The organism is Acinetobacter sp. ANC 4218 (assembly GCF_002135245.1).
GTDB lineage: Bacteria > Pseudomonadota > Gammaproteobacteria > Pseudomonadales > Moraxellaceae > Acinetobacter.
In genome coordinates this window covers 109,008-124,345 of record NZ_NEGD01000008.1, presented here as the reverse complement: position 1 = coordinate 124,345, position 15,338 = coordinate 109,008, and the positions used below count along the sequence as shown (strand labels likewise).

Here is a 15,338-nt window from a genome sequence, read left to right as displayed (position 1 = left end):
TCCTCCCTATGGGAGGAGGTAAGGTGGAGGGGTCTTTAAGTATGACCTCTCCCTAGCCCTCTCCTGGCAGGAGAGGGAATTTAAGCGATAAAAAAAGCGCCTCATTTGAGGCGCTTTTTAATGTCTAAAAATTAGCGTTTCACCACAATCGAATCAATACCACTGCGTTGCAAGGTTTGCTGTGCAATCATCGCAGCTTCCTGAGAATCATAAGGCCCAGAAATTACCCGGTACCAAGTTTGACCGCCTTCAACCGATTTTACTACATCTGCAGACAGACCATTCAGGATAATTTCGGCACGGCGTGCATCGGCACTATCTGGATCGGGATAGCTACGCACCTGCAAAATATAACTTGGCTGGTGGGCAACAGGTGCTTCAGTGCTTTCCAGACCTGGCTCGGCTGTTTCAGCCGGAGGAGCTGTTTCTGTTTCTGGAGCTTCAACAATCACTACAGTTTCTGAATTTTTAGTTTCAGGAACTGCCTGATCTGGAATGGGTGTCACTTGCTGTTGTGGCAATAAATCGTAGAAACGATAGTCCTTGTTGGTATCTTCCTGATAATGTTCAGAACTGATCTGATTTTTCGGTTTAACCGGTGCCCACGGTTTCCACAGCATCAAAGCTACGGCAAAACTCAACACAATTAAAATAACCACCAGCGTTCCCAGCCATGCAGGAATCAATGGCTTTTTCGGCTTATTCGGTCGCTCAGAGACACCGCGCTGCGTTTTTCCAAACACGTGGGATTCCTCGTGTATTATTTTTAATTTAAATTTATTTAAAACAAGGTGTTATTTTTAGATAACACCTTGTTTACCCTATTGTCTATAAATCATTAACTAAGTTTAGATGATCACAAACATGACTTTTGCTGCGAGTAACATTGCTGTACAAAGGCATTAATTATTACATCGCCACTTCAAGCATAGCTTTCGGTCTTGCGGTGATGCAAAACCTTGTTTTGCTTACATCGCCTCAGGAGCAGATACACCTAATAATTCTAAACCATTACGTAAAACCTGTTGTACGTTTACTGAAAGTAATAAACGGGCTTGTGTAAGTTCAGCATCATCATTAAGTACTTTATGCTCATTATACCAACCGTGGAATAATGCTGCCAATTCTTTCAGATAGTTACCGACTTGATGCGGCTCATAACTGTTGGCTGCGCGAATCACGATCTCAGGGTAGGCTGCAAGTTTGGCCAGAATTTCTGTTTCTGCATCCAGCGCAAGTTTCGCCGCAAATTGACGTGCATTCGCAGCATCAAAGTTCACACCTGTTGTAACCGCTTTTTCTAGCATACGGCAGATACGGGCATGTGCATACTGAATGTAATACACGGCATTGTCTTTACTTTGAGAAACAGCAAGGTCCAAGTCGAAATCGATGTGCTGTTCAGACTTGCGCATCACGTAGTAGAAACGTGCTGCATCGTTGCCGACTTCTTTACGCAGGTCACGTAAAGTCACGAACTGACCTGAACGGGATGACATTTGCACCATTTCGCCACCACGCCATAAGCTCACGAACTGAACCAGAAGCACGGTTAATTTCTTCGAGTCATAGCCCATGGCATCAATCGCTGCTTTAACACGGGCGATATAACCGTGGTGATCTGAACCCCAGATATCAACGATATCGGTATAGCCACGTTGTAATTTGTTCAGGTGGTAAGCAATGTCAGAGGCAAAGTAAGTGGTTTGACCATTCCGGCGTTTCACTACGCGGTCTTTTTCATCGCCAAATTCGGTCGATTTAAACCAGATGTTGCCATCTTGTTCATACAGATAGCCACGTTGATCCAGTGTTTGTAGTGCTTCTTCAATTTTTTCAGTTAAAGATGCTTCGCTGAACCATTGGTTGAAGGTTACACCAAATTCGCCCAAGTCATCTTTAATGTCATCCAGAATGGCTTTGAGCGCCGCTTGATGGAAGACGCGGTAGCCTTCACCAATCAATGCTTGAGAATTGTGAATCAAGCCATCGATGTGTTTTTCTTTATCGCCCGATAACACCACCTTGTTGCCATCTGCATCCAGTTCGGCAGCATATTGAACATCTTCAGGCACATCTTTGTAGACATCAGCCACTGGACGTACATAAGCCTCACCATCCTGGTCGATAATGCTTTGCGCGATTTCTTTAACGTAGTCGCCTTGGTAAGCATTTTTAGGGAAGACTAAGGTTTGACCCGTAAGCTCTAAATAACGAAGGTATGTAGAGGTCGCCAGGATGTCCATTTGACGGCCAGCATCATTGACATAATATTCACGGTCAACTTTGGCACCGGTTGCTTCCAGCAGATTGGCAACGGTCATGCCATAGGCTGCACCCCGACCATGACCAACGTGCAGGCTAGAAGTCGGGTTTGCTGAAACAAATTCGACTTGAACGCGTTTTTCACCATTGGCTTGGGTACGACCAAATTGATCTTTTTGTGCTTGAATCTGGTCTAAAACAGCAAAGCGCTGGTCGGCATTTAAAAAGAAGTTAATAAAGCCGGGACCCGCAATTTCTGCTTTGCTGATGTCTGCTACTTCAGGCAATGCAGCAAGAATTTTTTCTGCAAGATCACGAGGCTTCATACCCGCAGCTTTAGAACCAATCATGGCAATATTCGAAGCGAAGTCACCGTGGCTTCGGTCTTTGGTTCGCGTTAAATGACCGCTGTTATTCCAGTCGGATGGAAGTACACCTTCAGCTTGAAGAGATTGCACTGCATGATCGAGAGCTGCTTGGATTGCCGTATTCATAATCAGTCGAAAAATAAATGTCGCAGAAAAACAGCAAATATAGCAAATTTCGTGGTCTTTAGGTGAATGCATTTGTATTGAATGAATCTTGTCCGACAACTACCGCAGAATTGAAGCAGGAAAATTCTGAAAAAGATTCAAAAAAGCAGGATTTCCTGAGTGTTTGCTTTTCCCATTGTGCTAACCCTGTTGCCTTTGGTGCGTAAATTAACAGACAAACTGGTTAATCTTTCTGCTCCCAATTCATCGAAGTGAATCAGTTCTTAGTCCAGACCAGTTGCTTTGATGAATAGGCTTTATTGATTTTGAACAGATCTTTAAAGCAATAGATCCACCAAGGCACGGATTATCCCCAGCACCAAACCGATAAATGCACCGACTACAACCCCATTGACCCGAATCATGTGCAAATCGCCACCGACTTCATTTTCAATTTTGTCGATCATTTCGCGTGAATCCCATTCATGAATGCGTTCGCTGATAAAACGGATCACTTTTTCACTGTATTGATCACTCAAATTGACGGCAAGCCCACTCATTCGTTCATTCAGCAATTGACGTACTGCCGGATTGGAAATGATATTTTCCCCGACCTGTTGAATCGCAACACGAAGGTTTTGCGCAATGCCTGAATCGGGTTTGAGCAAGTCTGCTTTAATGGCATCACAGAGGATCACTACGGCACCACTGATAAAATTCAGTACCTGAGGGCTATCCAACAGGGCATCTTTGGTGCGGTTTAACCGCTCACTGGCCTCACTTTCACTATCTGCCAGTTCCAACATCAGCTGCTGGCCCATCTGTTCAATTTTTTGCCGCCAAGGATGCTGCGGATCGGCCAGCATGGATTCCACCCGTTCAATCAGTGAATCGATGGTGCGTTGCTGTACATCAATACCAATCCAGCTGGCACCTTTGGCCAGCTTCCACACGCCCAGTTCTTTGAACAGCCGGCGGGTCAGCTCATTAGTTTGTTCTGGATGGGAAATCATCCATTCATGTGCCAAATCGAGTCCGCGTTGCAATACATCCTGATGGAAGTCATTTTCTAGTACCGCGCGCAGCATTTCACTGGCCAGGGTGTTAACCTGGGTGTTACGCACCCATTGCACACTGTTGTTTTGAATAAAGTTTCCAATCTGTTCCTGACCAACAAATTCGAAAATCTTCGGTACGGTTTGCTGAATGACCTGAGTGACTTGAGTATTATTTTCCGGTTTTGCCAGCCATTGTCCGACCGCAAGGCTGAGATCGGTACTTTGCAGGCTTCTTTCCACCACTTGTGGAGATAAAAAGTTTTCCTGTACAAAACGTCCCATCGATTCGGCAATCCGGGCTTTATTGCGCGGAATGATTTCAGTGTGGTCGAGCAGAAACTTGGGAATTGGCATTTTCCCAAAAGGATTGCGGAACAATACGGTAATGGCATACCAGTCGGCCAGTCCGCCGACCACACCCGCTTCGGCAGAAAGCATGAAAATATGAACCAGCCAGGCATATTCAGGAATCAGTTTGGCCACTACCATTAACACCAACCAGGTCACAATGGCACTGATGAGGGCAATGGTGGCAAAGCGTTTACTGCGTTGCAAACTCGGTGTGGTGATTGCTTCCGCTGTGGTCATGCAGGATTCCTGTCGGTTACTAAACTGTTGTTATTTTACTGTTTTTGGTACTGGTGGTAATACTTGGCCGTTAGGGCCCAAGCCATACTTTTGTCCTAAATATTTTAAAATCAAATAGGCATCAAAGGCATCATCCGGTGCTTTTTTCTGATCTTTATAACATTCAATGCTATAGGAAACCTGTACCGGGTCAATAGTCACCACGTGCGGCATGTCATAAAACGGGTCAGGCCAGAAGCCGGGATAACGGCGATAATAACCATAGGGATAGTACATCGGGCTGGAATAGACCACAGCCTGACGAGGTGGCTGGTTACGGTTACTTGGATCAGCTAGTACTTTAAAATAGCGGAAGCCGTTCTGTACCGTGGTCTGGGCGGCTTTCACCAGAGTAATTTCTTCGGCAGTCCCAAAACTCATGTTAGGACGGGCCTGAAAACTGATGCGATAGCTTTGTGCATTCAGGGGCGTATTGCTGAATTGCCCCAGCTGTTCAAAAGTTAGCGGTTTTGAAGGTGTGGTTGCACAGCCTGACAGCGCTATGGCTATGACCATAGTTAAACCTATAATGCTGTTCTTCATGTTAAACCTCCATACGATTTACTGTGCGCGGGGAGGAGACACAATAAATGTTTAGAAACGACTATTCGGTTGGGTTAAAAATTCGAGCTCTTCCGTAGTTGAGCTACGTGCCAGGATGGCATTGCGGTGCGGATAGCGCCCGAAACGGTCAATAATGGCTTTATGCTGTTTTTCATAATCCAGATTCAGTGGATTATTTAAGCGTTGAAATAATTTTAACGCGAATTCGTGGATCAGTTTCGATTCACTGTGCATAAAGGGCATATATAAAAACGTACGTTGTTCTGGACTTAATTGTTTATCCAAATCCAGGCTAATGGCTTCTTGCGCCAGAGCTAATGCTAAGGGGTCCTGGGCAAAGGCCTGAGCTTGATCCCGAAATAGGTTACGCGAGAATTGATCCAGAACAATAATTTCTGCCAGGCGGCCTTCAGCTGTTTTACGCCATGACCACAGTTCGGCCTGTGCCGCTTTTTGGTGAATGTCATAAAATTTTTGCTTGATCAGTGCATCAAAATCATCACTTTTTGCAAACCACAGCGGCTGGGTTTCCGGATTAAACCAAAAGTCCAAAACATCTGGATAATTCATAATATTTACAAATCCTTAGCACTTATTATTCAATACAAACACAAAATTCAGATGTCTTATACAGTATCTTTGTGATAAAAATTTGCCAGAAATAAAATTGACGTTTTGCTTGAAAACTATACAGGGTGTAATGTAGCAGCCAAAAATCACGTTATACTGATATAAACTGATGATTTTATTTTAGTAGTTTTATTTAGTAGTTATCTTCCGATAAGCGAGATTGTTAATGAGTCAACCCGAATCGACCTCTCAAGTTATGGTACCAACTTGGGTGGATTCTTCGCTGTTTAAGGGCATGTTGCGCGGTATTGAACGTGAAAGCCTGCGTATGCAAAGCAATGGCTTTTTATCCCAGGCAACACATCCTCAGGCACTTGGTTCTGCATTAACACATCCGCATATCACCACTGACTATTCCGAAGCCTTGATGGAATTTATTACCCCTCCACAAGACAGTATTGAAAAAGCACTCGATTATCTGGCTGATATTCATGCCGTTACGCACCGTCATTTGGAAAATGGGGAAAAACTCTGGCCCTTGTCGATGCCCTGCATGCTGGATGATAATGAAGAAAACATTCGTCTAGCCCAATATGGCAGTTCCAATATTGGACGTTTCAAAACTTTGTATCGTCGTGGTCTGGGCGTACGTTATGGTCGTCGTATGCAAACCATTTCCGGGGTGCATTATAATTTATCTTTTCCAGATCAATTGTTTGAAACACTGCAACAGCATGAAAGCGATGAAGCCCTAAAAAGCCTCAGTCTGCAGGATTATCGCAGTCACCGTTACTTTGGCTTGATCCGTAATTTCATCCGTCTAACGCCCTTGGTGATGTTCCTGTTGGGGGCCAGCCCTTCGGTCTGCCAGTGCTTCATGACCGGACGTGACCATCATCTGTTGCCTTTGTTAAAAGGTACCCTGTTCTTGCCTTATGCAACAGCACTGCGGATGGGCAATTTTGGCTATCAGAATTCTGCCCAGAAGCAATTGGGTATTCACTACAACAACCTGTCGGGTTATCTGGAGGGTTTGCAAAAAGCCGTGAAAACGCCTTATGCACCTTTTAGCCGTTTGGGGCTCAATGATGAATACGGTGAACCGATTCAAATTAATGATCATGTGTTGCAAATTGAAAATGAATACTACAGCTTAATCCGTCCGAAGCAGGTGCCTCAAGCAGGAGAAACACCATCCCAGGCACTGCAAAATCGTGGGGTCGGTTATGTTGAGCTTCGTGCAGTCGATGTCAATCCCTATAGCCCGATCGGGATTGATGAAAACACGGCAGCATTTCTGGAAGTCTTGGCACTGCACTGCTTGCTACAAGAGAGCCCGGATTTACTTGATCTGGAACAGGAACGGATTGAGCGTAATCAGGCCGAAGTGGTCAATCGTGGCCGTGCACCGAATGCCGCTATTCTGGATGCGGCTGGGAAACATCCGATTGAGGATTGGGCACGTGCGCAGGTCATTAAAATGCAGCCTTGGGCTGATTTACTGGATGCGACTTATGATACCCAAATGTATTCAGCAGCCCTGGTGGTCATGCTCAATCGTATTGATGAAGTAGATGAAACCCTGTCTGCCCAGGTTATAGCCGATACTTTGGAATATGGTGGGACATGGGGTTTTGGTAGTATGATGGCGCTGCAACATGCAGCAACTTATGAACAGCACCCTTTAAGCCCGGATACGCTGGCTTATTTTGATGGTTTGGCGGAGCAGTCATTGCAACAGCAACAACAACTGGAACAAGATACGAGCATCAGTTTTGAGCAATATCTTGCCGATTATCGATAAAAATTAAGAGGATTTGCCATGCAATGGAGTTATCGCTTCGTGAGTGGTTTTTTATTTTTAGCTAGTGTCGCGGGGATGGCATTTGCGTTGTATTTAGAGCATGGACAAGGGCTTGAGCCTTGTCCACTCTGCGTTTTTCAGCGTATAGGGCTAATTGGGCTGGGGATCATTTCCCTGATCGCTTTCCTGCATAACCCCATTTCAAATGCGTTTAAGCGTTTTTATGCTTTGCTGGGTACGCTTAGTATCCTCTGGTCCGCAGGGGTGGCAGCACGTCATGTCTGGCTGCAAAATTTGCCGCCCGATCAGGTGCCGAGTTGTGGTCCAGGCTTAGATTATTGGCTGGATACCTTGCCGTTAAAGTCGGTATTTGAACAGGTGCTGAAAGGTTCGGGCGAATGTGCCAAGGTTGACTGGACTCTGTTTGGACTATCTCTTCCGGTATGGTCATTGGCCTTCTTTACCGTACTTGCCTTGATCAGCCTGTGGCAACTATTGCGTCACTATCCAGGAATGAACAATAAAACAGCCAAGAAAAAATAAAGAGGTGTATAAAAAAGCCAACTGAATGTTGTAATGCTGATCAGTTAAGGAGTTTAGAAATAAACTCCTTAACTTTTTAGTGATTCATGGCGGAGTCTTACCATTTTAAATCAAACCCTTGCAGCTCATTTGTTACTTTGGTTTCGCCCAAAGTAACCAAAGGCATTTGTCATCCGCAAAACTCGTCAGCCACTATCAACTCGCAAATTTATCGCAGAAACAATCATTTTTTAATGTAGTCCGGCCTCAAACAGTTGCGGATGACTTTCCCACATATCAAATACAGTCATGAATTTAAAAAAGAAAATACCAGTCAATTTCTTAACTGACTGGCATTAAACCGAACGTTGGCTTTTTTATTTTTTACTTAAGTCAGTGCAATACCTGATAAATCTTCCAGCTGCATGCGGTATTCATGCACTTCTTCTTTGACCTGTTCATTTTGCGGCGGGTAGAACCATTTCACAATCTGTTCCGCCACACTGGAATGATAGTTGATTTCAAAATGACTTAAGCCATAAAAGATCGCTTTATGGGATTGTGGCACTTTCAGTTGAAAGCGCGGATTTGGATGTTCACCCAAAGCACTGTCTACACTGACCAGATAGTCCCCCAGCACCTTTAAGGTTCGGTTCTTTTTGTTTTCATATTCAATGGTGCCGGCAACCAGGTACGTATTAATATGTTTTGGCAGGGGAGCCGGTTTACGGTTGTCATCCATGCCGCCAATCCGGGCATGATTATGTTCCCAGTCATCATCGCGGACACTGCCATAGCGCAAATCCAGAATGCCATTGCTGCGGATATTGACAATATGCCGGATGATTTTCACAAAGGGAAAATGCCCGAGTTTGTCTTGCAGGATAAACCCGAAACGTTCCAAGACTGCACCATGATGCGGAGAACCCAGGCAGACCAGGTTCTCGGTCAGATGTATCCATTGATACATGTTCTGTTTGCCGTAAAACAGGGCACTGCGTAAGACCAGGCCGCCCATGCTGTGGCCAATTAAATCAATGCTGGTAATGCGCGGATTGCGACGAATCAAATCTTCTAGGGTATGGGAAAGACTACGGCCATTGGCCGAGATACGACGTCCGCTATTGTAGTTCAGGTACAGCATGGTGTTATTGTCACGTTGCGCCAACAATTTTTCGCCTATACCGCCATATTGCGTGTTGCTCCAGTCCAGATGGTTCATGCACAAGCCATGTACAAAAATGACCACGCGACCGGATAAATCCCCTTTTTGCAGTCCACCATAGTGGTCATACAGCACCATCGGCAGTGCCATCGGGTTCTGGTATTTTAATAAATAATCACCCAGCACCCCGTTGAGCACCCCGACGAGAAAGTGCAGCGCAGGTGTTAGCGGCCTGTCATGTAATTTTGGATATTTTTCAATAATCTGACGTAAACCGGGTGCCAGTAAATAGTTGCCGTAGTTGAGCAGGGTGTCGAAGGACAGCTGGTACAGTTTGTCGATATAAGGAATTTTTTGCAATTTTTTCGAGCGTTGTTCACTCATGCCAAACAGGCTAATTAAAATTTCACGTTGAATCGCCTGGATCAGCTCCTGCATGACGTCGTTGAGACGTGTCGTCACCAATTGTGCGAGACCTTCCAATACATCAGCTTGACTGGGCGGTGTACGGTCCCATCTACAATAGGTTTCATGTAATGGGGTTAAACTCGGCATTTGATCCTGTCCTTTCTGTGACCATGTTTCCCATACTCTTTATTTTTTCTTGGGATCACGGTATAAACTCTTAGCTTTTCATTTTATATCGTTCATCTGGAACAGCTTTTACAATAACGATGATTGAGCTTCGGTATTAATTTTTTTGTCTGACAATTTTGGTTATATCTAGATAAAAACAGATGGGTAGCTAAAACTCAGGTATAAAATAAATCTAGTTTAAATTTGGCAATGATACAATAAAAAAGCATGAACATCATTTATTTACATGGATTTCAAAGCAGTGCTTTATCCATAAAAGGCCAGCAAATTAAAGACTACTGTCAGCAGCAGGGTCAGAAGGTTCGGGTGCATCTGCCGGATCTTAATATGCCGCCCGAGCAGACAATGGCGCATCTAGCTGCCATGATTGAGAATCTTGACCAGGTCGTGCTGGTGGGGAGCAGTCTAGGCGGCTTTTATGCGACACAGCTGGTCGCAAAGTATGGCGTGCCGGCTGTTTTAATTAATCCTGCTATGCGACCATGGCAACTATTTCGTGACTTATTTGGCAGTGATCAGATTCCCTATGTGGTGAATGCTGAATGGACGCTGGATCATACCCATCTGGATCAGCTTGAGCAGATGGCAGTGCCATTTGTGCAAGATGCGGACAAAATTTTAGTGTTATTACAACAAGGGGACGAAGTTTTGGATTATCGTGAAGCACAGCGCTATTATAGCAATGCTTCACATCCGTCCATGCTGATTACCGAAGCAAATGGCAACCATGCGATGGAAAATTTCGCAGACAAAATACCGATGGCCTTACAGTTTTTATCGGATTGTATAAATTAAGGAAACAGTACAACGTGTCTCAATATACGGCTCAATCACTTGAAGTTTTATCTGGTTTAGATCCGGTACGTCGTCGTCCGGGTATGTATACCGATACCACTCGTCCAAACCATTTGGCGCAGGAAGTTATTGATAACGCTGTGGATGAGGCACTTGCCGGACATGCCAATAAAATTACCGTCACAGTGTATAAAGACGGTTCCCTGTCGGTTGAAGACAATGGCCGGGGGATGCCGGTGGATATCCATCCGGAATATGGCCAGAGCGGGATTGAAATTATTCTGACCAAGCTGCATGCCGGGGGTAAATTCAGTACCGATAACTACCAGTTTTCCGGCGGCTTGCATGGCGTGGGCATTTCAGTGGTCAATGCCCTATCTGACCGGGTGGAAGTCGAAGTTCAGCGTCAGGGCAACCTGTATAAAATGGCCTTTGAGCACGGTGAACCGGTTGCACCGCTTGAAGTACTGCAAGGTAAGGCACCGAAACGTGCGACCGGTACCACAGTACATTTCTGGCCAGAAGCCAAATATTTTGATTCGCCCAAGTTTGCTCTAAAAGCGTTAAAACATAATTTAAAAGCCAAAGCAGTTTTGGCGGCAGGCTTAGAGATCAACTATGTTGATCAAATCAATGATGAAAAGATCAGCTGGCAGTTCGAAAATGGTCTGGTTGATTATTTGATGGATGAGCTTGAAGACCGTGAAATCATTCCAAGTCCTGCTTTTGTGGCTACTGGCGAAGCTGAACGTGCCAGCGCCGAATTTGCGATTTGCTGGAATGCTGAAGGTGGCGAACAGATTCAGGAAAGTTATGTCAACCTGATTCCAACTGCGCAGGGCGGTACCCATGTCAATGGTTTACGTTCAGGGGTCACCGATGCCATGCGCGAGTTCTGTGAATTGCGTAACCTGTTGCCACGTAATCTGAAACTGTCTGCCGAAGATGTCTGGGACGGGGTGAACTACATTCTGTCGTTAAAATTTCAGGAACCACAATTTTCCGGTCAAACCAAAGAGCGCCTGTCGAGCCGTGAAGCCTCAGGCATTGTACTGAATATTGCCAAAGATGCTTTTGCACTGTGGCTCAACCAGAATTCAGACATTGCCATGCAACTGGCTGAATTGGCGATTGCCAAGGCAGGCCGCCGTTTAAAAGCGGCAAAAAAAGTTGAACGTAAGAAGATTGTTTCCGGACCTGCACTCCCGGGTAAACTGGCCGACTGTGTAGGACATACCTTGGAAGAATCGGAACTGTTTATTGTGGAAGGGGATTCTGCAGGCGGTTCTGCCAAGCAGGCACGTGACAAGAATTTTCAGGCAATCATGCCTATTCGCGGGAAAATCTTAAATACCTGGGAAGTCTCCTCCGATGAAGTTCTGGGTTCTCAGGAAGTGCATGATATTGCCATTGCGATTGGAGTCGATCCGGGCAGTGATGACCTGTCAGAACTTCGCTACGGTAAAATCTGTATTCTGGCCGATGCCGATTCGGATGGTCTGCATATCGCGACCCTGCTCTGTGCCTTGTTTGTAAAACACTTTCCGACCATGGTGGAAGAAGGGCATCTGTTTGTAGCCATGCCGCCTTTATTCCGTATTGATGATGGCAAGGATGTGCACTATGCGCTGGATGAAGACGAACTGGAAAGCATTCTGAAAAAATGCAAAAGTAAAAATCCGCAAATCACCCGATTCAAAGGTTTGGGTGAAATGAATGCCAGTCAGTTAAGGGAAACCACCATGGACCCAAATACCCGTCGTTTGGTACAGCTCGATCTGGACGACGCGCATTTTACAGCCGGTTTGCTGGATAAATTACTTGCGAAAAAACGCTCATCGGACCGTAAACATTGGTTAGAACAGAAAGGTAATCTGGCTGATCTGGTAGTTTAGTTTTTAAGTTAAATTATTATTTACATATAAAAAAGCCCTCAATTGCGGGCTTTTTTATATGTTTAAATTGAGTTGCATTAACACCAGATCACGCCATTTCCCAAATTTTTGTCCAACTTCTGACATATAACCTGTCTGCTTAAAACCTAATTTTTCATGTAACACAATTGATGCCTGATTTTCATGATCAATCGCAGCAACCATGACATGAATACGATTGTGCTGTGCATGTTCAATCAGTTTCAGCATTAAGGCTTTGCCCAGACCTTGTCCGATAAAGTCCGGATGAATAAAGACCGAATGTTCCACTGTATGTTTAAACCCGCTAATTTGACGGAAAGAAGAATAATCGGCATAGCCGGCGATGTGTTTAGTCTCTGAATGTTCAGCGACAAACAAAGGAAATTGTTGTTCAGTAAGGCTTTTAAACCAATTCAGAAAATCTTCTAACGATTTTTCCTGGTCATTCCAGGTTGCAGTACCATTTAAAATTTCAGCATTATAAATTTTCAGGATATGTTCTAGATCTTGTACTTGAGCGGGACGAATCAGAAAACCCATGAGCATATGCCGAACGACTAAATAGACTATGGATTTTAGAAATAAACCTGACTTTGAGCAATAAAAAAGCAAGACCGAAGCCTTGCTTTTTTATTGCTCAAAACGTGGTGCTTAGAAGTGGTATTTGACCAAAGCACTGACGTCGTTTTGATCAACGCCTTGAATACCAAATTTGTTGTTCCAAACTGAGTGTTCGATACCAACATATAATTTAGTTTTAGGTGAAATATGCTTACCTACATTCCATTTGTACTGGCTGGTCCAGTTCAGCTCGCTTGCTTGAGCACCTTTTTCAGCTGTTGACCAATCCAGGAAGGCATCTACCAGGAAATCTTCAGAACCCAATTTAAACGGAACTGCATAAGTGATCGTCATTTGATAATCATCTTTAGTTTTGTCGTTATCCGCTTTATAGAAGTTCACATTGGCATATTGGGTATATGGAATATCTAAAGAGAAACCTACACCATACAAGAAGTTATTAAACTCTTGGTTTTGATCGTATCCGGCATTGTGTTCCCAAGTTGTCGCAATAAGGACATCTTTAATTGGACCAAAAGAAAGATCTTTTCCAGATACTTCGCCTAAGCTTAAACGTGGCGCTAACTCGAAATATGTATTTTGTTCATCATTGCCATCCAATTGATGGTCAACAAAGAAAAATACATCCGAGTATTTAAGTTTAGCTGCATATTCTGCAGTCACGGTCGTACGGTCTTCAGTACCCACTTCATAGTTTTCACCATAAAGACCAGTTACGCTGAAGTCTTGCCATACCACTGGCGAAGCCTGTGTAAGTGCAGCTGTTGAAGCCAATGCACATGTAGCAAAAAATTGTGTAAGTTTCATTAAAAATATCTCCCCCGAGAAGCAAGCAAAGCATACAGATTCTTTAGCAAAAATAAAGCCAAAATTGATCAATGGTTAAAAAAATAGTCTGCTTTTCTCAGAGTGCTCCTGATTAAAATCAAGACACCGCTTTGATACCTAAAAATACATGTTGATAAAAAAAGTAAAGCAGTTTGAAGAAGGCATTTTATCCGCAAACAAATAATATGATATTTATCAAATTATTTAGAGGGAAAGTCAAATTCCTTATACGTTATAGGGTATTTAAAAAAAATATCAAAATACTACTTGCATAAGCTTCACCTAGACCCTTATATTCAAAGCATAAGGACACGAATCTGCAGAGTTAAAAGTGTTCATCATTCAATGTGGAGGAACTCGTTCCAAACTAGGTTGAAGATGCTCAGCGCTGTTGTTAACAGCAAGGTGAAACGTGCCAAGATAAGAAGTTTTGCACAAAAAAAGATTTGATGAATAAAGAGGATGAAATTATATGAACATTGAAATTCGTACCGATAAAAACATCCAAAATAGTGATCGTTTAATTACTTATGTTCGTGCAGAACTGAATGCTGAATTCCAACGTTATAGCGAACGTATTACCCATTTCTCGGTTCATTTTAGCGATGAAAATGGTCCAAAAGGTGGTGCAGATGATATTCACTGCATGATCGAAGCACGCCCGGCAGGTTTGAAACCGGTAGTGGTGAACCATCATGGTCATAATATCGATACTGCCATACATGGAGCCATTGACCGTTTAAAACGCAGTTTGGAACATCTATTTGAGAAAATAGATGACCCTCGTGCCGCAGTGCCGGTACTTGCTGAAACTGCAGAAGCCAGTGATGTGGACGATGTAAATGATTAAGCAACATCTTGCTTAAAGAAAAAAAAGCTCTTCGGAGCTTTTTTTATGGGCGTTTTAATGCGCTATTTGGGACAGGGCAACAGAAATAAAAAATATACTCCTTATACATTTAGCTAAAACAAATGACAGTTTATTCGGCATAATAGTTAAAAAATGATTGAAGAGTATTTTCTCCATGTTAACAGCACAACAACAAGTCTTTGTACAGGCAATAGAAGAGCTGGATCTTGCTCAGGTACAACGTCTTTTGGCAGAAGGTCTCGATCCGAATTTTATTGATCTGGAAAAAGGTCCGGCCATTTCTGTCTGGTCCGATGGTTTGTTCAAATGGTGGGAGCATATTTGCGAAGCTTATGAAGCCGGTTCACCTTTATCTGAACAAGAAAAAAAGCAGAATCTGGCAGTTCATCTTGAAATTTTAGAGGCGCTTATTCAAGCCAAAGTCAATTTATATTTATGGGATGCCGAAGAACTGTATGGTCCATTATGGGATGCTGCCAGCTCCGCCTGCATGCCTGCAGTGCAACGTTTACTGGATGAAAAAGTAGATCCTAATACCAAAGATGAAGATGGTCAGACCATATTATCCTCGATTAGTGATTTATTCTTTGATTGTGACTTTGACGAAATCAACTGGTCAGAAGCATTGGCCGAAGAAAAGCAAACTTTAGAGTTGCTCCGTAGTTATGGGGCTAAAATGACTAAAGAATTAACATAATTAG

General features: G+C 43.7%; 14 protein-coding genes. 6 read left to right on the top strand and 8 right to left on the bottom strand.

The features are described from left to right. Window positions 1-131 precede the first annotated feature (131 nt). The 5 genes from B9T38_RS09500 to B9T38_RS09480 form a co-directional block, all read right to left on the bottom strand. Entirely contained in the window at window positions 132-743 is a 612-nt protein-coding gene (locus tag B9T38_RS09500; protein WP_086196568.1) for an SPOR domain-containing protein, read from the bottom strand. Window positions 744-968: 225 nt separating this feature from the next. Beyond that, on the bottom strand, window positions 969-2,759 hold the full coding sequence (argS, locus tag B9T38_RS09495) for an arginine--tRNA ligase (protein ID WP_086196619.1): 1,791 nt from the start codon (window positions 2,757-2,759) through the stop codon (window positions 969-971). 317 nt (window positions 2,760-3,076) lie between these two features. Further along, window positions 3,077-4,384 carry a DUF445 domain-containing protein gene (locus B9T38_RS09490; RefSeq protein WP_086196567.1) on the bottom strand — a complete coding sequence of 436 codons (1,308 nt, stop codon included), beginning with the start codon at window positions 4,382-4,384 and terminating at the stop codon, window positions 3,077-3,079. A 30-nt stretch (window positions 4,385-4,414) separates the two neighbouring features. Continuing rightward, on the bottom strand, window positions 4,415-4,966 hold the full coding sequence (locus B9T38_RS09485) for a CC0125/CC1285 family lipoprotein (RefSeq protein WP_086196566.1): 552 nt from the start codon (window positions 4,964-4,966) through the stop codon (window positions 4,415-4,417). Between the two features lie 51 nt (window positions 4,967-5,017). Further along, window positions 5,018-5,557, bottom strand: a complete 540-nt coding sequence (locus tag B9T38_RS09480) for a DUF924 family protein (RefSeq protein WP_086196565.1) — start codon at window positions 5,555-5,557, stop codon at window positions 5,018-5,020. 226 nt (window positions 5,558-5,783) lie between these two features. Here B9T38_RS09480 and gshA point away from each other — a divergent pair, with 226 nt between their 5' ends. Both gshA and B9T38_RS09470 read left to right on the top strand, forming a co-directional pair. Next, the gene (gene gshA, locus B9T38_RS09475) at window positions 5,784-7,361 is read left to right on the top strand and encodes a glutamate--cysteine ligase (protein WP_086196564.1); all 1,578 of its coding nucleotides are present in this window, start codon (window positions 5,784-5,786) and stop codon (window positions 7,359-7,361) included. Between the two features lie 18 nt (window positions 7,362-7,379). After that, window positions 7,380-7,904 carry a disulfide bond formation protein B gene (locus tag B9T38_RS09470; protein ID WP_086196563.1) on the top strand — a complete coding sequence of 175 codons (525 nt, stop codon included), beginning with the start codon at window positions 7,380-7,382 and terminating at the stop codon, window positions 7,902-7,904. 367 nt (window positions 7,905-8,271) lie between these two features. On the opposite strand, the gene B9T38_RS09465 is transcribed toward B9T38_RS09470, so the two are convergent. Next, entirely contained in the window at window positions 8,272-9,603 is a 1,332-nt protein-coding gene (locus B9T38_RS09465) for a PGAP1-like alpha/beta domain-containing protein (RefSeq protein ID WP_086196562.1), read from the bottom strand. Between the two features lie 249 nt (window positions 9,604-9,852). Here B9T38_RS09465 and B9T38_RS09460 point away from each other — a divergent pair, with 249 nt between their 5' ends. After that, complete coding sequence (locus tag B9T38_RS09460; protein ID WP_086196561.1) at window positions 9,853-10,440, top strand: YqiA/YcfP family alpha/beta fold hydrolase; 588 nt, start codon at window positions 9,853-9,855, stop codon at window positions 10,438-10,440. Between the two features lie 14 nt (window positions 10,441-10,454). Beyond that, the gene (gene parE, locus B9T38_RS09455; RefSeq protein WP_086196560.1) at window positions 10,455-12,335 is read left to right on the top strand and encodes a DNA topoisomerase IV subunit B; all 1,881 of its coding nucleotides are present in this window, start codon (window positions 10,455-10,457) and stop codon (window positions 12,333-12,335) included. Window positions 12,336-12,389: 54 nt separating this feature from the next. Here parE and B9T38_RS09450 read toward each other — a convergent pair whose 3' ends face one another. Together B9T38_RS09450 and B9T38_RS09445 are read right to left on the bottom strand one after the other, a co-directional pair. Further along, a complete protein-coding gene (locus tag B9T38_RS09450; RefSeq protein ID WP_086196559.1) occupies window positions 12,390-12,896 on the bottom strand; it encodes a GNAT family N-acetyltransferase in 507 nt (168 codons plus the stop codon). Window positions 12,897-13,007: 111 nt separating this feature from the next. Further along, window positions 13,008-13,745 (bottom strand): outer membrane protein OmpK, encoded by a 738-nt coding sequence (locus B9T38_RS09445; RefSeq protein ID WP_086196558.1) that lies wholly within the window; start codon window positions 13,743-13,745, stop codon window positions 13,008-13,010. Window positions 13,746-14,238: 493 nt separating this feature from the next. Between B9T38_RS09445 and B9T38_RS09440 the strand changes: the two genes are divergently transcribed. Further along, window positions 14,239-14,616 carry an HPF/RaiA family ribosome-associated protein gene (locus tag B9T38_RS09440; protein ID WP_086196557.1) on the top strand — a complete coding sequence of 126 codons (378 nt, stop codon included), beginning with the start codon at window positions 14,239-14,241 and terminating at the stop codon, window positions 14,614-14,616. A gap of 175 nt (window positions 14,617-14,791) precedes the next feature. Next, window positions 14,792-15,334, top strand: a complete 543-nt coding sequence (locus tag B9T38_RS09435) for an ankyrin repeat domain-containing protein (protein ID WP_086196556.1) — start codon at window positions 14,792-14,794, stop codon at window positions 15,332-15,334. The last annotated feature ends 4 nt before the right edge of the window (window positions 15,335-15,338 follow it).

Excerpts from the sequence above, each read along its gene's own strand:
- B9T38_RS09450 (WP_086196559.1), bottom strand. The coding sequence starts at position 12,896 with ATGGGTTTTCTGATTCGTCCCGCTCAAGTACAAGATCTAGAACATATC.
- B9T38_RS09465 (WP_086196562.1), bottom strand. The coding sequence starts at position 9,603 with ATGCCGAGTTTAACCCCATTACATGAAACCTATTGTAGATGGGACCGT.
- B9T38_RS09490 (WP_086196567.1), bottom strand. The coding sequence starts at position 4,384 with ATGACCACAGCGGAAGCAATCACCACACCGAGTTTGCAACGCAGTAAA.
- B9T38_RS09485 (WP_086196566.1), bottom strand. The coding sequence starts at position 4,966 with ATGAAGAACAGCATTATAGGTTTAACTATGGTCATAGCCATAGCGCTG.
- gshA (WP_086196564.1), top strand. The coding sequence starts at position 5,784 with ATGAGTCAACCCGAATCGACCTCTCAAGTTATGGTACCAACTTGGGTG.
- B9T38_RS09440 (WP_086196557.1), top strand. The coding sequence starts at position 14,239 with ATGAACATTGAAATTCGTACCGATAAAAACATCCAAAATAGTGATCGT.
- B9T38_RS09470 (WP_086196563.1), top strand. The coding sequence starts at position 7,380 with ATGCAATGGAGTTATCGCTTCGTGAGTGGTTTTTTATTTTTAGCTAGT.
- B9T38_RS09445 (WP_086196558.1), bottom strand. The coding sequence starts at position 13,745 with ATGAAACTTACACAATTTTTTGCTACATGTGCATTGGCTTCAACAGCT.
- B9T38_RS09435 (WP_086196556.1), top strand. The coding sequence starts at position 14,792 with ATGTTAACAGCACAACAACAAGTCTTTGTACAGGCAATAGAAGAGCTG.
- argS (WP_086196619.1), bottom strand. The coding sequence starts at position 2,759 with ATGAATACGGCAATCCAAGCAGCTCTCGATCATGCAGTGCAATCTCTT.
- B9T38_RS09480 (WP_086196565.1), bottom strand. The coding sequence starts at position 5,557 with ATGAATTATCCAGATGTTTTGGACTTTTGGTTTAATCCGGAAACCCAG.
- B9T38_RS09460 (WP_086196561.1), top strand. The coding sequence starts at position 9,853 with ATGAACATCATTTATTTACATGGATTTCAAAGCAGTGCTTTATCCATA.